General features: G+C 64.7%; 18 protein-coding genes. 7 read left to right on the top strand and 11 right to left on the bottom strand.

The features are described 5' to 3' along the window. Positions 1–2: 2 nt before the first annotated feature. On the bottom strand, positions 3–410 hold the full coding sequence (locus AC1RWL_RS11245) for a winged helix-turn-helix transcriptional regulator (protein ID WP_493094731.1): 408 nt from the start codon (positions 408–410) through the stop codon (positions 3–5). Between the two features lie 152 nt (positions 411–562). Here AC1RWL_RS11245 and AC1RWL_RS11240 point away from each other — a divergent pair, with 152 nt between their 5' ends. Continuing rightward, positions 563–1,450 carry an SDR family oxidoreductase gene (locus AC1RWL_RS11240; RefSeq protein ID WP_493094732.1) on the top strand — a complete coding sequence of 296 codons (888 nt, stop codon included), beginning with the start codon at positions 563–565 and terminating at the stop codon, positions 1,448–1,450. 44 nt (positions 1,451–1,494) lie between these two features. Here the strand turns inward: AC1RWL_RS11240 and AC1RWL_RS11235 are convergent, their stop codons facing one another. Beyond that, positions 1,495–2,247: a pyridoxine 5'-phosphate synthase gene (locus AC1RWL_RS11235; protein ID WP_493094733.1), complete on the bottom strand. Its 753-nt coding sequence runs from the start codon at positions 2,245–2,247 to the stop codon at positions 1,495–1,497. Between the two features lie 246 nt (positions 2,248–2,493). Between AC1RWL_RS11235 and AC1RWL_RS11230 the strand changes: the two genes are divergently transcribed. Together AC1RWL_RS11230 and AC1RWL_RS11225 are read left to right on the top strand one after the other, a co-directional pair. After that, on the top strand, positions 2,494–3,585 hold the full coding sequence (locus AC1RWL_RS11230) for a hypothetical protein (protein ID WP_493094734.1): 1,092 nt from the start codon (positions 2,494–2,496) through the stop codon (positions 3,583–3,585). A 333-nt stretch (positions 3,586–3,918) separates the two neighbouring features. Further along, positions 3,919–4,596 (top strand): MerR family transcriptional regulator, encoded by a 678-nt coding sequence (locus AC1RWL_RS11225; protein WP_435267202.1) that lies wholly within the window; start codon positions 3,919–3,921, stop codon positions 4,594–4,596. A 78-nt stretch (positions 4,597–4,674) separates the two neighbouring features. On the opposite strand, the gene AC1RWL_RS11220 is transcribed toward AC1RWL_RS11225, so the two are convergent. Further along, positions 4,675–5,802 carry an ATP-dependent DNA helicase gene (locus AC1RWL_RS11220; RefSeq protein ID WP_256117029.1) on the bottom strand — a complete coding sequence of 376 codons (1,128 nt, stop codon included), beginning with the start codon at positions 5,800–5,802 and terminating at the stop codon, positions 4,675–4,677. A gap of 149 nt (positions 5,803–5,951) precedes the next feature. On the opposite strand from AC1RWL_RS11220, the gene AC1RWL_RS11215 reads away from it, so the two are divergent. Next, on the top strand, positions 5,952–7,040 hold the full coding sequence (locus AC1RWL_RS11215; protein ID WP_493094735.1) for an AbrB family transcriptional regulator: 1,089 nt from the start codon (positions 5,952–5,954) through the stop codon (positions 7,038–7,040). Here AC1RWL_RS11215 and AC1RWL_RS11210 read toward each other — a convergent pair. The 4 genes from AC1RWL_RS11210 to AC1RWL_RS11195 all read right to left on the bottom strand — a co-directional run bounded on the left by AC1RWL_RS11210 (position 7,037) and on the right by AC1RWL_RS11195 (position 9,356). Beyond that, positions 7,037–7,396 carry a nitrile hydratase accessory protein gene (locus AC1RWL_RS11210; protein WP_493094736.1) on the bottom strand — a complete coding sequence of 120 codons (360 nt, stop codon included), beginning with the start codon at positions 7,394–7,396 and terminating at the stop codon, positions 7,037–7,039. The genes AC1RWL_RS11215 and AC1RWL_RS11210 overlap by 4 nt on opposite strands. Further along, positions 7,383–8,042: a nitrile hydratase subunit beta gene (gene nthB, locus AC1RWL_RS11205; RefSeq protein ID WP_493094737.1), complete on the bottom strand. Its 660-nt coding sequence runs from the start codon at positions 8,040–8,042 to the stop codon at positions 7,383–7,385. The genes AC1RWL_RS11210 and nthB overlap by 14 nt, the downstream gene beginning before the upstream one ends. Continuing rightward, a complete protein-coding gene (nthA, locus tag AC1RWL_RS11200; protein ID WP_493094952.1) occupies positions 8,039–8,614 on the bottom strand; it encodes a nitrile hydratase subunit alpha in 576 nt (191 codons plus the stop codon). The genes nthB and nthA overlap by 4 nt, the downstream gene beginning before the upstream one ends. A 148-nt stretch (positions 8,615–8,762) precedes the next feature. Then, complete coding sequence (locus tag AC1RWL_RS11195) at positions 8,763–9,356, bottom strand: LysE family translocator (RefSeq protein WP_256117034.1); 594 nt, start codon at positions 9,354–9,356, stop codon at positions 8,763–8,765. A 125-nt stretch (positions 9,357–9,481) separates the two neighbouring features. Here AC1RWL_RS11195 and AC1RWL_RS11190 point away from each other — a divergent pair, with 125 nt between their 5' ends. Then, positions 9,482–10,327: an aldo/keto reductase gene (locus tag AC1RWL_RS11190; RefSeq protein WP_493094738.1), complete on the top strand. Its 846-nt coding sequence runs from the start codon at positions 9,482–9,484 to the stop codon at positions 10,325–10,327. Position 10,328: 1 nt separating this feature from the next. Here the strand turns inward: AC1RWL_RS11190 and AC1RWL_RS11185 are convergent, their stop codons facing one another. Genes AC1RWL_RS11185 through AC1RWL_RS11175 form a run of 3 tightly spaced genes read right to left on the bottom strand, consistent with a single transcriptional unit; the run spans position 10,329 to position 13,410 of the window. Continuing rightward, positions 10,329–10,994 carry an SEL1-like repeat protein gene (locus AC1RWL_RS11185; protein WP_493094739.1) on the bottom strand — a complete coding sequence of 222 codons (666 nt, stop codon included), beginning with the start codon at positions 10,992–10,994 and terminating at the stop codon, positions 10,329–10,331. Between the two features lie 45 nt (positions 10,995–11,039). Beyond that, positions 11,040–11,612 carry an acetolactate synthase small subunit gene (gene ilvN / locus AC1RWL_RS11180; RefSeq protein ID WP_256117038.1) on the bottom strand — a complete coding sequence of 191 codons (573 nt, stop codon included), beginning with the start codon at positions 11,610–11,612 and terminating at the stop codon, positions 11,040–11,042. Between the two features lie 19 nt (positions 11,613–11,631). Then, on the bottom strand, positions 11,632–13,410 hold the full coding sequence (locus AC1RWL_RS11175) for an acetolactate synthase 3 large subunit (protein WP_435266960.1): 1,779 nt from the start codon (positions 13,408–13,410) through the stop codon (positions 11,632–11,634). Between the two features lie 406 nt (positions 13,411–13,816). Here AC1RWL_RS11175 and AC1RWL_RS11170 point away from each other — a divergent pair, with 406 nt between their 5' ends. Beyond that, entirely contained in the window at positions 13,817–15,820 is a 2,004-nt protein-coding gene (locus tag AC1RWL_RS11170; RefSeq protein WP_493094953.1) for an ATP-binding protein, read from the top strand. On the opposite strand, the gene miaA is transcribed toward AC1RWL_RS11170, so the two are convergent. Then, positions 15,810–16,721, bottom strand: a complete 912-nt coding sequence (miaA, locus tag AC1RWL_RS11165; protein WP_493094954.1) for a tRNA (adenosine(37)-N6)-dimethylallyltransferase MiaA — start codon at positions 16,719–16,721, stop codon at positions 15,810–15,812. The genes AC1RWL_RS11170 and miaA overlap by 11 nt on opposite strands. Here miaA and serB point away from each other — a divergent pair. Then, on the top strand, positions 16,720–17,610 hold the full coding sequence (gene serB, locus AC1RWL_RS11160; protein ID WP_493094740.1) for a phosphoserine phosphatase SerB: 891 nt from the start codon (positions 16,720–16,722) through the stop codon (positions 17,608–17,610). The genes miaA and serB overlap by 2 nt on opposite strands. The last annotated feature ends 225 nt before the right edge of the window (positions 17,611–17,835 follow it).

The following is a 17,835-nucleotide window of genomic DNA, read 5'->3' as shown; positions in this document are numbered from 1 at the left end:
CGTCAGTCCTTCGCCGCGTCATAGACCAGGCGTGCAGCCCGGATCGCGCCGTGATTCTCCGTAGACCACTGCACGAGGGAGCGCAGAAGCGCAAGGAAGGAGTGGCCAAGCGGCGTCAGCCCATACTCGACGCTGGGCGGCTGGGTGGGATAGACGGTGCGCGTCAGGTAACCGTCACGCTGCAGGTCGCGCAGCGTCTGGGTCAGCATGCGCTGCGAAATGTCCGGAATGAGGCGGCGCAGCTGCGAAAAGCGGCGCGGCCCGTCGGCAAGGCCGAGGATCATCAGCGAGGTCCACTTGCCGCCGACGCTGTCCAGCACGTCGCGCACCGGACAATCGTCCATTGACATGGCGATGCCGTCGATCAGCATGACGCGTTCGCCCTCGGCGCGCTCGACGATCTTGTTCATAGAAGGTTCCCTCTAGGTAACCACCGCAGAAAAAACTGCCTCCTTTACAGGCTCTAGCAGATCACCAGATAAGAGCAAGTCTCAATAAGAGACCAACCCTCAGCAGGAACCGTAGGCGCCTCCCCGCCAGCCCTGCCAGAAAGGCCATAGACATGACCGACACAGTTCTCGTTACCGGCGCCTCCGGCCAGCTCGGCCGCCTCGTCCTCGACAAGCTCATCGCCTCCGGCAAGGTCGCGCCGGCCGATATCATCGCCACGACGCGCGACACCGCCAAGTTGGAGGCCTATGCCGCCAAGGGCGTCACGGTCCGCGCCGCCGATTTCGACGATGAAGCCTCACTCGACGCCGCCTTTGCCGGTGTCGGCAAGGTGCTGATCATCTCGACGGATGCGCTCGACAAGCCGGGCCGCCGCCTCGCCCAGCACAAGGCCGCGGTCGCCGCCGCAAAGAAGGCCGGCGCAAACCACATCCTCTACACATCCATGCCGCAGCCGGACGATTCGCTCGTCACCTTCGCCCCCGACCATCTCGGCACCGAACAGGCCATCAAGGCGACCGGCATCCCCTACACGATCCTGCGCGACGGCTGGTATGCGGAAAATCTCTTCATGTCGCTGCCCCACGCACTTGCAACCGGCTCCTGGTACACCGCGACCGGTGAGGGCAAGATCGCCCATATCACCCGCGACGACACCGCCGCCGCCATCACCGGCGCCGTGCTGAAGGCCGGCGACGAGAGCAAGACCTACACGCTGACCGGCCCGCAGACCCACACGGCGGAAGAGATCGCCGCCATCGTTTCCGAAGCGACCGGAAAGCCGCTCAACGTGGTGCATGTCACGGATGCCCAGCTTGCCGAGGGCCTGAAGGGCGCCGGACTGCCGGAAGGCTTCATCCCGACCATCGTCTCCTTCGACGCCAACACGCGCGAAGGCAAGATCGCGGTGGTGACGAGCGATGCCGAAACGCTGTCCGGCCGTCCGCTGACTTCGTTCGAGGATTTCGTCACCGCCAGCAAGGCAGCGTTTCTCGGCTGATGATTTTTTGGTGCGGCGCTCCTAAAGGGCGCCGCACTACGCGGTCAGACGTCCTGGCCGCAGGCGCGGCAGAAACGGCGCACCGATTCCGCCATGCCATATTCCAGCGCATCGGCGGTGAGGCCGTGGCCGATCGACACTTCGGCAAGGCGCGGAATGCGCGCCACCAGCATCGGCAGGTTGGCGACCGTCAGGTCATGGCCGGCATTGACGTCGAGGCCGAGGTCGAAGGCGATATCCGCCGTCTCGCCGAGCACCTCGGCAATGCGCTGGGCTTCCGCCGGATCGTCGTAGCAGCCGCCATAGGGACCGGTATAAAGCTCGATCCGGTCGGAGCCGACCTCTTTCGCGATCGTCAGCGCCTCGCGGTCCGGCGCGCCATCGGCGAAAACCGAGACACGAAGGCCGAGCTTCTTCAGCCGGCCGACGATGTTGCCGAGAAGATTGTGGCTCTTGCGGAAATCCCAGCCGTGGTCCGAGGTCGCCTGCGACGGATCGTCCGGCACCAGCGTTACCTGCTCGGGGCGGTGCTCCTCGACGAGGCGCATGAACCCCTCCTCCGGAAAGCCTTCGATGTTGAATTCCAGCCCGACAAATTCGCTGTCGATGAGGTTGCGGATCGGCGCGAGGTCGGAGAAGCGCACATGGCGCTGGTCGGGCCGCGGATGCACGGTAAGCCCGCTGGCGCCGGCCTGAAGGGCGATCCGGCCAAGGCTCGTGACGCTCGGCCAGGGCAGGTCCCGGCGGTTGCGCAGCATGGCGATGGCGTTGAGATTGACCGACAGTTTCGCAGGCATGACGAAGCGGGCTCCTGTTGCAGGACACAGGTCTAGCCTGTTGTTTCCACAAGGGCAATCGCCGCAAGAGCCGCAGGAACGGGGCGCACGCGCGATTTGCCCGGGAGGGATCGCCTCGCCCCTTGCCCATCATCAAGAATCACCGATAAACTCCCCCAGAATTTTGGGGATAGCGCGCTCCAGCGCCTCGATAGCGGAACGGGAAGGAAACCAGGCAGCGAAGATGGCCTCCTCTGTGGCAACACCATGAGCAGGACCGACAGGCCGGCGTGCGATCTCGTACGGCGCGCGCTCAACGCCGTCATCACCAGCGAGACCTTCGCCCGTTCCGAGCGGCTGCGCTCGTTCCTCTCCTACATCGTCGAGAACGAACTGTCCGGCAAGGCGGCCCAGCTGAAGGGCTACAGCATCGGCATCGACGTCTTCGCCCGTCCATCGGGTTTCGACGCCGGCAACGATCCGCTGGTGCGCGTGCAGGCCGGCAAGCTCAGGAAGCTTCTCGAACACTATTACGAGACGGAAGGTGCGACGGATCACCTGCGCATCCGCGTTCCGCTCGGCAGCTACGTTCCCGAATACAGCATCCTCAAGGACCGCCCGGAACCGGCCGCGCCCGTAGCGGCCATCGTGCGCCCGCTGGTGCGGCAGAAGCCTGCACCGCGCCGCTCCTGGCTGCCGGCGCCGATCTCCTCGCCGATCGCGCTGTTCTCGCTTTTGCCGCTGTTCTTCCTGGCGCCCTCCGTCTACCCGGAGGCGACCAATGCGGCGATCGCCAAGGCGCAGCTTGTACTCTCGGTGCAGAACCGGCTTGCCGGCCGCGCCCAGGCTCTGCCGAGCCTGCACATCGTGCAATGCTGGCCGTCGGGCGGCGAATGCAATGCGCTCGCCCGCGCCATCGCCGGTTCCGCCGGCTATCACCGGACCGTGCACCTCGTCGACAAGCGCGAGGCGGCCGACACGCATCCGCTCTCCTATTCGATCCGCATCGAGAATCGTTCGGACGGCCACGGCATCTACGCGCGCCTGATCCACGAACAATCCGGCGACACGGTCTATGCGCGGCATTTCTCCCCCGAGCAGCTGCGCAGCAAGGCGGGCATCGCCTACGAGGCCGTCAATTTCGCCGCCCGCACCCTGTCGGCGACCGGCCCGCTTTATCGCCACGCCATGCGCACGGGCACGGCAAGCGGCACGATGGAATGTCTTGCACACAGCGAACAAGGCCCGCCGCGCGGCACGCCGCCGCTCGGCCGGCCGTCCGCCTGCACGCTGCAACCCTCCGCGGCCCTTGCGGAAGCGCCGATTCCCGACGGAACGAGCTTCAGCCTGACCCGGTAGCACTCGCCTTTTCCTTGCAGCCCACGCGCCCGCGCCGCCAGAAAATACATCCCTAGATATAACGATAGGCACGCCCAAGCCTTGGGTTTATTTTACGATGCTGGGCGGATTGGTAATGTGTGCCGCTCGGGTTCATGATCCTGCACAATCGCGTCGCGAAACGGATCGGGAACCTTTGCGCGATCGTATACAGTTCCACCGGCCTGCACAGCCGGAGGAATGGTGGGCATTGTCCGCCGGCTCTAGATCCAGACTTCACGGGGAAGAGGATTTTTGCCGGCGACCGGGGGTTAAGCACATGACCAGATTTCTTATTTGCGGGCCGCTTTCATGATGACCAATGAGTCGAAGAAGGCCGACAGCCGGACGGGCGCGCGCAAATCCATTCGTTTCCTGCCCGTCGCACCCTTGCCGGAAAACCTGCCGGAAGGGCGGCTTGCCATCGCCGACATGGCGAACGCCTTCGGCGTGACCCATCGCACGCTGCATTTCTACGAGGAAAAGGGCTTGCTGACGGCGGCCCGCGTCGGCCCCATGCGGGTCTACGGCCCGGAAGAAATCCAGCAGATGGCGGTGGTCAACACCTGCCGCGAGACGGGCATGCCCGTCGCCGTGATCCAGGAACTGCTGGAACACCTCTCGGCGGCCGAAAGCCAGGAAGAGGCCGACGGGGTCTTCCGCAACGCCATGACCGCCCGCAAGCGCGAACTCGCCGCACAGCAATCGACGATCCGTCGGCAGATGCAGCAGATCAACGAGCTGCTCGATTTCAGCGCAGCGCACGAAAGCGAGACCAACGACAACACGCCGAGTGCGAGCCTCGCGGCGGCGGAGCTGCGTTGCCTCACCCTGATGGCGGAAGGTTATCCGACGAGCCGCATCGCCCGCGCACTCGAAATCGAGCCCGGCGAAGTGCAGGTGATGGAAAAGAACATCATCGCCAAGTTCAACAGCAACAACCGTTTCCAGGCCGTCGCCAAGGCGGTCATGCTCGGGATCGTCGGCCACTGAGGCCGACGCATGGGCCGGACATGACGACCGGCCCTTCTATCCGCTCCCTGATGGGCGGTCCGTCGTGCGGGGGCCTGGCTAACGGACGATGGTAAGCGTTTCCGCGGCGCGCGTGATGGCGGTGTAGAGCCAGCGTTCGCGCGTGTCGCGGAATGCGTAACTTTCATCGAACAGCACGACATTGTTCCATTGCGAACCCTGCGCCTTGTGCACGGTCAGCGCATAGCCGAAATCGAAGTCGTCGTAGCGCTTGCGCGTCGTCCAGGGAATTTCCTCGGTGACATTCTCGAAGGCGGCCTTCAGCAGCTTGATCTTGGCCGCGCCGCGATCCATGTCGTCGTCTTCCGGCCGGATCATCAGGTTAATACCGGGCTTCACAGTCTCCTTGGACGAGCTCATCACCTGCCAGAGCGAGCCGTTGAGCAGACCCTTGGCCGGGTCGTTGCGCAGGCACACCAGCTTGTCTCCGGATTGCGGGTATTCGGTCGTAAACCCCTTGAGTTCCCGGAGCCGCTGGTTGTAGCGCCGCCGCGTCTTGTTGGTGCCGACGAGCACTTGGTCGGCATCGAGCACCAGCGACTGGTCGACCTCGTTGCGCCCGATGACGCGCGCTGCGCCATAATCGCCGTAAGCGATATCGCCGCCCTCTCGGATCTGCATGGCGAGATGAAGGATCGGGTTATCTCGCGCCTGCCGATGAATATCCGTCAGCAGGTAGTCCGGCTCCTGGTTGGTAAAGTAGCCGCCGCCGGAGACCGGTGGAAGCTGGCCGGGATCGCCGAGCACGAGGATCGGCGTGCCGAAACTCATCAGGTCCTTGCCGAGCGCCTCGTCGACCATCGAGCATTCGTCCACGACGACGAGCGCGGCCTTGCTGACCGGGCTCTGGCGGTTGATCGTGAACATCGGCGAGATCGAGGTTTTGCCCGTCTCCTCGTCCGACACCTCTTCCTCGCCGCGCGAACGATAGATCAGCGAATGGATCGTGCGGGCATTGGTGGCGCCCTTCGAGCGCAGCACCTGGGCCGCCTTGCCGGTGAAGGCGGCGAACAGCACCTCGCCATCGACATTTTCGGCAAAGTGGCGCGCCAGCGTCGTCTTGCCCGTGCCGGCATAACCGAACAGCCGGAACAGCGGCGCGCGCCCTTCCTTCAGCCATCGTGCGACGGCCTTCAGCGCTTCATCCTGTTGGGGTGCAAATTCCATGCCCGGACTTGGCAGGATTCGCGCCCGCGAAGCAAGGGGCGGGACGCCGAGTTCACAAGAGTGCCGAAGGAATCGCCTACCCCCTGATTTGACCCTGTTCGCCGCGCGCGCTTGCCTGTATTGAGACGCGAACCTTCCGGAGCGATGATTTGCCCGCCTCCCGAAATCCGAATGACGAAACGAGCGCACCGAGCGGCGCCGGCCGGTTGCCGGCCTGGCTGCAATGGGGCCTTGTCGGCTGCCTGTCGCTCTTCACCACGGTGCCGCTGGAGATCGCCGGGTTTCCTGCCGCCCTCCTGATGGGGCCGATGCTCGCCGGCATCGTCGTGGCGCTTGCCGGCGGCACGATCCGCCTGCCGCGCATCTTCTTCTTTTTCGTGCAGGTCGTGCTGGCGCTGATGATCGCCACCATGGTGTCGCAGGATTTCGTCGGCACGTTTACGGAAAACTGGCTGCTGATGATGTTCGTCGTGCTCTCCGTCATCGGCATGAGCACGTTCTCCGGCTGGATGATCGCCCGCACCGGCCTCCTGCCCGGCACGACGGCGATCTGGGGATCGTCCCCCGGTGCCGCCTCCACCATGCTGATGATGGCGGAAGCCTATGGCGCGGATGCGCGGCTCGTCGCCTTCATGCAATATCTGCGCGTCGTCTTCGTCGCGAGCGTTGCGACACTCGTCGCCCATTTCGGCGGCCACGACGGCGCGGTGATACCGCCGCATGCCTGGTTCGAGCCGGTGCCGATGCTGCCGCTGGCCGCCATGCTGGTGATCGGCGTCACCACCGGCCTTCTCGGCCAGAAGCTGCGCATCCCGGCGGGCGCCTTCCTGCTGCCCTTCGCGCTCGCCGCGGTGCTGAATTCCTCCGGCACGGTGACGATAGAGCTGCCGCAATGGCTGCTGGTCATCGCCTTCACCCTGCTCGGCTGGAACATCGGCCTCGGCTTCACCCGCGCCATTCTCCTGCATGCGCGCCGCGCCCTGCTGCCCACCGTCGTCTCGATCCTGGCGCTGATCAGCTTTTCCGGCCTGCTCGCCGGCCTGCTGATCCTCGTCCTCGGCGTCGATCCGCTCACCGCCTATCTTTCGACCAGCCCCGGCGGGCTCGACTCGATTGCCGTCATCGCCGCATCGAGCAATGTCGACATCGCCTTCGTCATGACGCTGCAGACGGCGCGGCTGATTCTCGTCACGCTGATCGGGCCTTGGCTCGCCCGCTTCGTCGCCGACCGGTCTTAATCCGGCGCATTCTCCAGCAGGATCGGCTTGCCATGCGGCGTCGCCTCGGCGGCGCGCTCCCAGCGGTGGGACAGCGCGTCCTGCTCGGCCTCGCTCGCCACGCCACGCTCCGAAACGAGCGACGAAAGGGCGGCGACCCAGCAATCGAAATAATCGCTGCCATCGTCGGCGCGACCGGGACGATGCACCTCGCGCGACAACGCCGCCGCCCATTCCGCCCAGGTGAACATGCCCTGCTCATGAAGGCGCACCGTCATGGCGAAGGCCTGCGCCTGCCAGGGTTCTGCAAAAACCGGATCGCCCTCGGCGGATTTCGGCAGGCCGGGAGAATCGGCCGGCGTCTCACACCGGCTCAAGATAGCTCTCCCAGGCGTCGATCGAGACGGTAAGGCCCGGTGCGGCGCCCTCGCCCCAGATCTCACCGCCGTCGAAGACGACGGTATAGACCCATTGCGGATTTTCGCCCCGGCCATGCGCGTTGTCGTCCGGAAAGACAAAGGAGCCCTGTACGGTCTCGACCACGCCGACCTTGTCGCGCGCATAGCGCGGCAGGCGGGTATGCGTCGTCGGATTGAAGTTGCGCGTGCGCACCCGCTCACCGGCGGCAAAGCGCGGGGCGGTGGCGAGCGGACGGTCGCATGGCCCGCCCTTCGCCAGGACGGCAGCCACCATGTCGGCCTTCAGCACGCGCTTCGGCACCGCACCCTTTTCCAGCATCCGGCCCTCGGCGAGTTCCGCCGCGCTGACGAAATCGTGCCGCTGAAGCAGCACCTCCAGCGCGCGGATCCAGATCTCGTAATAGCTCGCCGCGAGATAGGTGGCGGGCGGGATGTTTTCGCGCGCGTGGCGGCTTTCATCGAGCGTCCAGGCACCGAAAGCGCCGCAGGAGATCGTCACACCCAGCGCCTGCCGCTCCCATTCGGCGTGGAAATACGGCTCGTTGGGCTCGGGCGCGACCGGCCCCATGCCATGCTGGCCGCCAAGGTCGTGCGGTCCGTTCATGGCCGCGCCTCCGGCGCAAGCGCCAGTCCGGTGCCGATCATGGCGTCGCGCGTCACGAGATCGGCAAGCGCTGCCTGGTCGAGCCCTTCCGTGCCCGTCGGCCGCTCGGGAATGACGAGGTAGCGCAATTCCGCCGTCGAATCCCAGACGCGGATTTTCTTGTCCTGCGAAAGCGTTACGCCGAATTCCTCCAGCACGCCGCGCGGATCGATGACCGCCCGAGAACGATAGGCCGGCGCCTTGTACCAGACGGGCGGCAGGCCGAGCACCGACCAGGGATAACAGGAGCAGAGCGTGCAGACGACGAGGTTGTGCGTCTGCGCATCGTTGAACACCGCCCGCATATGCTCGCCCTGCCGGCCGGTATAGCTGAGGCTGGCGATCGCTTCGGTTGCGTCCCGCTTCAGCCAGTCGGCGAAATCCGGTTCCACCCAGGCCTTGGCGACGACGCGGGCACCATTGCGCGGGCCGATCTTCGTCTCGTAGGTCTCGACGATGGCGTCGATCGCCTGCGGATCGATCAGCCCCTTCTGCGTCAGGATGGTTTCGAGCGCACGCACCCGCGCTTCCATCGGCGAAAAATGGTTGTCGTGGTGATGGTGGTCGTCATGATCATGAGACAAGGCGGTCCCTCCGGCTTGGCTTGTCCTTCATACGCTAGACCCTTTTGTGCTCGTTTGTCTTTCGGGAAAACCGGTTTCCACTTTTCCCTGACAAACTCTAGCGCAGCATCGGCCAGAGGCTGGCGACGAGCAGCAGCGCCATGGTGATGTTGAACCACTTGAGCCGCACGGGATCCGACAGCCATTGGCGCAGCGCCGAGCCGAAACCGGCCCAGGTGGAAACGCTCGGGAAATTGACCAACGCAAAGGCGACGCCGACGATGAGCACGCTCAGCGTATAGTTCGCCGCATTGGTATAGGTCGCCATGGCGGAGACGGCCATCACCCACGCTTTGGGGTTGACCCACTGGAAAGCGGCGGCCTGGAGAAAACTCATCGGCCGCGCCCCGGCCTTGCCTTCGGAGAGCGTGCGCGACATGGCGATCTTCCAGGCGATCCACAACAGATAGGCGCCGCCCGCGAATTTCAACACCGTGTAGACCAACGGCACGGCCTCCAGCAGCGCGCCGAGCCCGAAGCCGACGGCGAGCAGCAGCACGAGGAAACCGACGCCGATGCCGCACATATGCGGGATCGTGCGCACGAAACCGAAGTTCACGCCCGAGGCGAAGAGCATCATGTTGTTCGGGCCGGGGGTGATGGAGGTGGTGAAGGCGAAGACCAGCAGCGCCAGAAAGATTTCGATCTGCATGCAGGTTCTCGCATATTCCGGTTGTTTTTTGCGATTGATAGTCCATCTCTTTGCGACGACCAGCCAATTCTTGTCATGCATACAATTCGTATCGCTGATGCATGGCGCCTGAACGGAGTAGAAACATGAAAGCGGAACTTCCCGCAGTCACCTTCCCCGGCGGACGGCAGGTGCCGGCGCTCGGCCTCGGCACCTGGCACATGGGCGAGAGCGGGTCATCATCGGCCGAGGAAGCCGCAAGCCTGCGCGCCGGGCTCGACCTCGGCATGACGCTGATCGACACGGCGGAAATGTATGCCGACGGCGGCGCGGAGACGGTGGTCGGCGAAGCGATCAGGGGCCGCCGCGACGGGGTTTTCGTCGTCAGCAAGGTGCTGCCCTACAATGCCAGCCGCACCGGCACGATCGCCGCCTGCGAGGCGAGCCTCAAGCGCCTCGGCACCGACCATATCGAACTCTACCTGCTGCATTGGCGCGGCAACCATCCGCTCGCCGAGACTGTCGAGGCCTTCGAGACACTGAAGGCGCAAGGCAAGATCGGCGCGTGGGGTGTTTCCAATTTCGACCAGGCCGACATGGTGGAACTGCTCGACGTAGCCGAGCCGGCGCGCCCGCTCGCCAACCAGGTGCTCTACAACCTCGCCCGCCGCGGCATCGAATATGATCTGTTGCGCTGGAGCCAGGTGCAGGGCGTGCCGATCATGGCCTATTCGCCGCTCGACGAAGGCCGTCTCGTCGGCCATCCGGTGCTGGAGGAAATCGGCCGCATCCACCATGCGAGCTCCGCACAGGTCGCACTCGCCTTCCTGCTGACGAAGCCGGGCGTCATCGCCATCCCGAAATCCGGCTCGCCGGAGCGCGTGCGCGAAAACTTCCGTGCGTCCGAAATCCGCCTGACGTCGGAGGATCTGCGCCTCCTCAACGAAGCCTTCCCGCCACCGACCCGCAAGCGGCCGCTGGAGATGATCTAACCTACTGCTCCTTGCTGTCGAGGTCCTGCATCAGGCTCTTGGCAAAGTCGCAGGCGGCGAAATCCGGGTTGATCTCGCAGGATTGCAGATAATGCCGGCGTGCCGCGCCGGCATCCCGGCCGACGCCCTCGCCGATCTGGTAGGATTGCCCGAGCATGGTGCAGCCCCAGGCGTCGCCGTCGCCGCAGCTGATGGAAAATGTCCGGAAGTAGCAGGATGACAGCGCCTCGGGCGCGGCCTGCCCCATCGGGTCGCCGTCATATTGCCCGTTGCGAATGCCGGAAGCGCGGTTTGTGCAGCCGCCGCGGCTGCCGAGCGCGCAGGCCTCGGCAAACAGCATCTGCGCCAGATGCGGCGAGACGGCGGGTTTCGCATCCTCGAAGACGCGCCCGAGCGCGAAGCAGGCATTCTCGTTGCGCCATTCCATGCAGTCGCGGTGGCAGGCTTCGAGATCACGCCCGCAGCGTTCTTCCGACCAGTCGGCGCTCGCCCAAACGCCCTTCCAGAGCGGACGCGCCGTCTTGGCGATATCGGCGGGGCAGACCTTGTAATGCGACTGGATTTCTTGGCTGTCGCGAACCAGCGCACCAACAGCATCGTAGCTGCTGACAACAGGGGGCGCGGCATCGTCACCCTCCGCCCAGGCCGCCGGTGATGCAAGCATCACGACGATGGCCCCGGCGGCAAGCAGAAAATGCCGCGCCGCCACCAATTACATGCCCTGCGGGCCGCGGTTCATCGCCGCGATGCCGGTGCGGCAGACTTCGGAAAGGCCGAGCGGCTTCATGACGGCCACGAACTGGTCGACCTTGGAGGATTTGCCGGTGATCTCGAAGATGAAGTGATCGACCGTCGCATCGACCACCTTGGCGTGGAAGGCATCCGCCAGGCGCAGCGTTTCCGCACGCATCTCGCCGGAGCCGGTGACCTTGACCAGCGCCACTTCGCGCTCGATCGGCCGCTCCTGCCCCATGATCTTGGCGCGAACGGTGAGATCGACGACCCGGTGCACCGGCACGATGCGCTCCAGCTGCGACTTGATCTGCTCCAGCACGCCCGGCGTGCCGCGCGTCACGATGGTGATGCGCGACAGGTGCGATTCATGCTCGGTCTCGGAGACCGTGAGGCTTTCGATATTGTAGCCGCGGCCGGAAAACAGGCCGATGACGCGCGCAAGCACGCCCGGCTCGTTGTCGACGAGCACGGAGAGCGTGTGGCTCTCCGCGACCTGGGTTTCCTTGGCGATGAAATAGGCAGAGCCCGTGGGCTGTAGGTGTGCGTTCATAATCTTCTCTACCTTTTCATCAAACGAGCTGACGGCCCTTGGCGTCGATCGCGTTGGCGACCGCTTCGTCCGTGGCCTCGTCGGGAAGCAACATTTCGTTATGCGCCTTGCCGGACGGGATCATCGGGAAGCAATTGGCAAGGTTCGCGACACGGCAATCGAAGATGACAGGACGCTTGACGTCGATCATCTCCTGGATCGCGCCGTCGAGATCGCCCGGCTTGTCGCAGGAAATGCCGACGCCGCCATAGGCATCCGCAAGCTTGACGAAGTCCGGCATCGCTTCCGTGTAGGAATTCGACAGGCGGTTGCCGTGCAGGAGCTGCTGCCACTGGCGCACCATGCCCATGTACTGGTTGTTCAGGATGAAGATCTTGACCGGCAGGTTATACTGAACCGCACAGCTCATTTCCTGAATGCACATCTGGATCGAGGCGTCGCCGGCAATGTCGATAACGAGGCTGTCGCGATGCGCGACCTGCACGCCGATCGCTGCCGGGAAGCCGTAGCCCATCGTGCCGAGCCCGCCCGAGGTCATCCAGCGGTTCGGCTGCTCGAAGCCATAGAACTGCGCCGCCCACATCTGGTGCTGTCCGACTTCCGTCGTGATATAGGTGTCGCGGTCCTTGGTCAGCTCATAGAGCCGCTGGATCGCATATTGCGGCATGATGACGTCGTTGCTCTGCTTGTAGGCAAAGGAATTGCGCGCCCGCCACCGGGCGATCGACGACCACCAGTCGCCCTGGATCGCCTTGTCGTAATCCTTAGCGCCTGCGCGCCACAGCCGGACCATGTCTTCCAGGATATTGCCGACATCGCCGAGGATCGGAACGTCGACGCGGACATTCTTGTTGATCGAGGACGGGTCGATATCGATGTGGATCTTCTTCGAGTTCGGCGAAAACGCATTCAGGCGGCCGGTGATACGGTCGTCGAAGCGCGCGCCGATGCAGATCATGACGTCGCAATCATGCATCGCCATGTTCGCCTCGTAGGAACCGTGCATGCCGAGCATGCCCAGCCAGTTCTTGCCGGAATGCGGATAGGCGCCGAGGCCCATCAGCGTCGAGGTGATCGGGAAGCCGGTGATCTCGACCAGTTCGCGCAGCAGGCGCGAGGCCTCCGGGCCGGAATTGATGACGCCGCCGCCGGAATAGATGACCGGCCGGCGCGCCGTCTTCATCAGGTGGACGGCCGCCTCGATCTGGCGGGCATCGCCCTGCAGTTTCGGCTGGTAGCTCTTCTGGATCGGGGCAGCGGACGGCGGCGTATAGGTGCCGGTCGCAAACTGCACGTCCTTCGGGATATCGACGACGACCGGGCCGGGACGGCCTGACTGGGCGACGCGGAAGGCCTCGTGGATGATGCGGGCGAGATCGTTGACGTCCTTGACCAGCCAGTTGTGCTTGGTGCAGGGCCGCGTGATGCCGACCGTGTCGCATTCCTGGAAGGCATCCGAGCCGATGAGCGTGGTCGGGACCTGGCCGGTGAGGCAGACGAGCGGGATCGAATCCATCAGTGCGTCCTGCAGCGGCGTGACGGCGTTGGTCGCGCCCGGGCCGGAGGTGACGAGCATGACGCCGACCTTGCCGGTGGAGCGGGCATACCCTTCGGCCATGTGGCCGGCGCCCTGCTCGTGGCGCACGAGGATGTGCTCGATGTCGTCCTGCTGGAAGATCTCGTCATAGATCGGCAGGACGGCACCGCCCGGATAGCCGAAAATATGTTCTACGCCATTGTCCCGCAGCGCCTGCAAGACAATTTCCGCGCCCGTCATCTGGTTTTCTGTTCCGCTCATCGGATTCCCGTCCGTCTCTATTCGTATTTCGGGGTGACTATCGAATTTCTGGGCATAAAAAAAGGCCCCTTGGAGGAGCCTGCTTACCGCGCATGGGTGCTTTCGCCGGATGGTTACACCATCCTGCCCATGCGCGTTCCCACCACAAGAATGTTTGCCGTCAGATTTTTCATGGGGCGAAGTGTTAGCCACAAAGCCCACGCACGTCAACGCCCTTTCCATCTGTTTCGAAACGGCACGGATTCCCGCATATTTGGGAAATTACAACTAAAGGATGTATCACACCGAAACGTCTTATTAAGCGGCAGCCGATAAGGTCACTCTTTGATGGCAAGGAGTGCCGTGATTGCTGAACAATGATTTCCAAAATTCGATCGTCGCCGGCGAGCAGGAGCGCCGGGATGGCATGGTGGGCAACCGTCTGCTCGGGCGCATCGTCGCCTGCAACGGGTCCCGTGCCACGATCAGCGCTGTCGCCGAAGGCGGCCAGACGGCGCTCACGGAACTCTGGGCGGTCGGCCGCCTCATCTCCATCTCCGTCGGTCGCAACCGCGTCGTGGCGCTGGTCTATTCCATGTCCACCGACCAGCAGAGCTGGGTGGAGAACCACGACACGGTCTTCCGCATCGAGGTCGAGCTTCTCGGCGAAGTGAATGTCAGCGCGGACGGACGCGAGACCTTTTCCGCCGGCATCACGGACTATCCCCATCTCGGCGCGATCGCCCACCGCATCCGCGCCTCCGACCTCGCCAAGGTCTATGACACCGGCAAGAACGACGTCTGCACGATCGGCAAGCTGACGCAGGACGAGACCCTCGACGCGACGATCCACGTGCCCTCCATGCTTGAGAAACATTTCGCCATCGTCGGCACGACCGGCGTCGGCAAGTCCACATCCGTCACGCTGCTGCTGCACAAGGCGATCCAGGCCGATCCGCGCCTGCGCGTGCTGATCCTCGACCCGCACAACGAATTCGCCTCCGCCTTCGGCGACCTCGCCGTCGTCATCGATACGGATACGCTCGACCTGCCCTTCTGGCTGTTCCGGCTGGAGGAATTCGCCGAAGTCGTCTTCCGCGGCCGCCCGCCGGTGCCGGAAGAGATGGACATTCTCCGCGACCTGATCCCGGAAGCAAAACGCGCCTTCCGTGGCACGAGCGAAAACGGCCTGATGCGCCGCGCGACCGAAAAGAGCTCCGTGACGGCCGACACGCCGGTGCCGTTCCGCATCGCCGACCTGCTGGCGCTCGTCGACGAGCGCATCGGCAGGCTCGAAGGCCGGTCGGAAAAGCCGCACCTGCGCTCGCTCAAGGTCAAGATCATGTCGGCGATCAACGACCCGCGCTACCATTTCATGTTCTCCTCGAACACGATCACCGACACGATCCTCGACACGATCGCCCGCATCTTCCGCATTCCCGGCGACGGCAAGCCGGTGACGACCTTCCAGCTTGCCGGCATCCCGTCGGAAGTGGTCAATTCCGTCGCTTCCGTGCTCTGCCGCATGGCCTTCGAAATCGGCCTGTGGAGCAATGGCGGCGTGCATATGCTGGTGGTCTGCGAAGAGGCGCACCGCTACGTGCCGGCCGATCCCAAGCTCGGCTTCACGCCGACACGCCAGGCGATCGCCCGCATCGCCAAGGAAGGCCGCAAATACGGCGTCTCGCTCGGCATCATCACCCAGCGCCCCGGCGAACTCGACCCGACCATACTCTCGCAGTGCTCGACGATCTTCGCCATGCGCCTTGCCAACGAGCACGACCAGGAGATCATCCGCTCGGCGATCCCGAATTCCTCCTCCTCGACGACGAGCTTCATCTCCTCGATCGGCAATGGCGAGGCGATCGCCTTCGGCGAGGCCGTCGCGGTGCCGATGCGCATGCGCTTCACGCGCGTGGAGGCGGACCGCCTGCCGAAGACCAACGGCACCAGCGTCAAGGTCTCCGACGAAACACCGCAAAGCGTCGACCTGCGCTCCATCGTGTCGCGCATGCGCGCGATCTCCGGACCGGATATTTCCGGCTTCCAGAATTCCTATCTCGCCTCGCAGCCCCAGGGCGCGCTTCCGACCGGCTACGAGGATGCGCCCTACGAGGACGAGGAAGACTATATCGACACGCTCCAGGCCGCCGCCGCCGCATCGCGACCGGCAACGCCGCCCGTGCCGGAACCCTACCGCCCGGACATGCTGCCCGGCGCCCAGGGCGCCTATGAACCATCGACGCAGGAGCGCTTCGAGTCGATCCGCCGCGAGCTCACCTCCGAGCCGCCACGCCCGGCCGCCGATCCTTACCGCCAGCCGGCACGCCCTGCCCCGGCCTTCGGCGAGCAGCAGGAGCCGCGGCGTGAAGGATCTTCGATCCGCGAGCAGCTTCTGAAGAAGCCATTGAGCAGCCTGATCAGACGCTAGAGAATAGCGGATCGATCCGCTGCCAGCTTTCATCGAGTTGGTTGCGGAACCAGGTCATCTGGCGCTTGGCATATTGCCGGGTCGCTGCCGCGCCGCGTTCAATGACCTCGGCCTCGCTCATCTCACCCGCCAGCATCGCCGCGATCTGCGGCACTCCGATCGCCTTCATGACCGGCATGGCGGGCGACAGATCGAGCGCCAGCAGCGCCTTCACCTCCTCCACCGCGCCGGATGTCAGCATCGTGGCGAACCGTCGGTTGATGCGCTTGGCAAGCACGGCGCGGTCGGGCAGCACGACGATCTTCTCCGCCCGCTCCGGATCGATCACCGCCGGCCCCGCCGCCGCCTGGAACGTCGAAATCGACCGCCCCGTCGTCTCCAGCACCTCCAGCGCGCGAAGAATGCGCTGGCCATCGCCGGGTTTCAGGCGGGCTGCCGTCTGCGGGTCGCGCTCCTTGAGGTCCCGGTGCAGGGCCTCTGTCCCTTCAGCGGCAAGCCGGCCGCGAACGCGCTCGCGAACATCGTCGGGAATGACGGGCATATCCGCGAGCCCACCGGTCAGCGCACGAAAATAAAGGCCCGTGCCGCCGACGAAGACCGGCAGTTTGCCGCGCGCCCTGAGCTCGGCCACGAGGCCCGTCGCCTCACGCTGCCAGTCACCGGTGGAATAGGCGGCACCCGCCGGCACATGGCCGTAGAGGCGGTGGTCGATGCCACCCATATCCTCCGGCTGCGGCCGGGCGGTGAGGATGTTCAGCGTGTCGTAGACCTGCATGCTGTCGGCATTGACCACCACGCCATCATGCTCGCGCGCCAGCCGCACGGCGAGCGCGGACTTGCCGCTGGCCGTCGGGCCGGTTATCAGGATCGCGTCCTGCTTTCGATCAAGGTTTCTCATTATGGCTTTCGTTGCCACGCTTGTCGCCAATCCGTCAAATCCTGTCCTGACCCCAGCGCTCGCCGAAAAGGCCGCCGATCAGGTCAAGGCCTCCGGCCTCTACTGGCTCGCCGACGGCATCGCCTGCGACATCGCGCTGCGCGACGGCAGCGATATCGCGGCCGCGCGCGAAAAAATCCTCGCGGCGATCGGCAACGCGCCGATCGATCTCGCCATTCAAGAGGCGGAAACGCGGCGCAAGAAGCTCCTGATCGCCGACATGGATTCCACCATGATCGGCCAGGAATGCATCGACGAGCTCGCCGCCGAAGTCGGCCTCAAGGACCGGGTCGCCACCATCACCGCGCGCGCCATGAACGGCGAAATCGCCTTCGAGCCCGCCCTTCGCGAGCGTGTCGCGCTGCTGAAGGGCCTGCCCGTCTCCGTCATCGACGAAGTCATCGCCAAGCGCATCACGCTGACGCCCGGCGGGCGCGAACTGATCGCGACCATGAAGGCCAAGGGCTTTTACACCGCCCTCGTCTCCGGCGGTTTCACCGTGTTCACCAGCCGCATCGCCGCCATGCTCGGCTTCGACGAAAACCGCGCCAACCTGCTGCTCGATGCCGACGGCAAGCTCACCGGCGAAGTGGCCGAGCCGATCCTCGGCAAGCAGGCCAAGGTGGACGCCCTCATCGAGATTTCCGAGCGCCTCGGCATTTCGCCGGAAGAGGCGATGGCCGTCGGCGACGGCGCCAACGATCTCGGCATGCTGCACCTGTCGGGCGCCGGCGTCGCCCTGCACGCCAAGCCCGCGGTCGCGGCAGAGGCAAAAATCCGCATCGACCACGGCGACCTCACCGCGCTGCTCTATCTCCAAGGGTATCGCAAATCGGATTTCGTGACGACGTAAGCCGGTCGCGGAAAACCTCGCTCCGCACGCTCCGCCATCCTTGGGCACACACCTCTCCTCCGTCATCCTCGGGCTTGACCCGAGGACCCATGCCACGAGCTCAAGGCGAGCCGCGGGACGTGGATCCTCGGGTCAAGCCCGAGGATGACGGAGGAGAGGTGTGGCGGACTGGCCGCTGAAGCAATGCTCCAGCGACCCGATTCAATCCGGCAATTTTCGCCGGCA

Source organism: Shinella sp. GW821-FHT10F02 (genome assembly GCF_058809275.1).
Note: the sequence above shows the minus strand (reverse complement) of the source record. Positions and strands in the feature narration are given on the sequence as shown.

Coding starts and splice junctions, on each gene's coding strand:
- AC1RWL_RS11245 (WP_493094731.1), bottom strand. CDS start 410: ATGAACAAGATCGTCGAGCGCGCCGAGGGCGAACGCGTCATGCTGATC.
- AC1RWL_RS11240 (WP_493094732.1), top strand. CDS start 563: ATGACCGACACAGTTCTCGTTACCGGCGCCTCCGGCCAGCTCGGCCGC.
- AC1RWL_RS11235 (WP_493094733.1), bottom strand. CDS start 2,247: ATGCCTGCGAAACTGTCGGTCAATCTCAACGCCATCGCCATGCTGCGC.
- AC1RWL_RS11230 (WP_493094734.1), top strand. CDS start 2,494: ATGAGCAGGACCGACAGGCCGGCGTGCGATCTCGTACGGCGCGCGCTC.
- AC1RWL_RS11225 (WP_435267202.1), top strand. CDS start 3,919: ATGACCAATGAGTCGAAGAAGGCCGACAGCCGGACGGGCGCGCGCAAA.
- AC1RWL_RS11220 (WP_256117029.1), bottom strand. CDS start 5,802: ATGGAATTTGCACCCCAACAGGATGAAGCGCTGAAGGCCGTCGCACGA.
- nthB (WP_493094737.1), bottom strand. CDS start 8,042: ATGAACGGACCGCACGACCTTGGCGGCCAGCATGGCATGGGGCCGGTC.
- nthA (WP_493094952.1), bottom strand. CDS start 8,614: ATGGAAGCGCGGGTGCGTGCGCTCGAAACCATCCTGACGCAGAAGGGG.
- AC1RWL_RS11195 (WP_256117034.1), bottom strand. CDS start 9,356: ATGCAGATCGAAATCTTTCTGGCGCTGCTGGTCTTCGCCTTCACCACC.
- AC1RWL_RS11190 (WP_493094738.1), top strand. CDS start 9,482: ATGAAAGCGGAACTTCCCGCAGTCACCTTCCCCGGCGGACGGCAGGTG.
- ilvN (WP_256117038.1), bottom strand. CDS start 11,612: ATGAACGCACACCTACAGCCCACGGGCTCTGCCTATTTCATCGCCAAG.
- AC1RWL_RS11175 (WP_435266960.1), bottom strand. CDS start 13,410: ATGAGCGGAACAGAAAACCAGATGACGGGCGCGGAAATTGTCTTGCAG.
- AC1RWL_RS11170 (WP_493094953.1), top strand. CDS start 13,817: ATGGTGGGCAACCGTCTGCTCGGGCGCATCGTCGCCTGCAACGGGTCC.
- serB (WP_493094740.1), top strand. CDS start 16,720: ATGGCTTTCGTTGCCACGCTTGTCGCCAATCCGTCAAATCCTGTCCTG.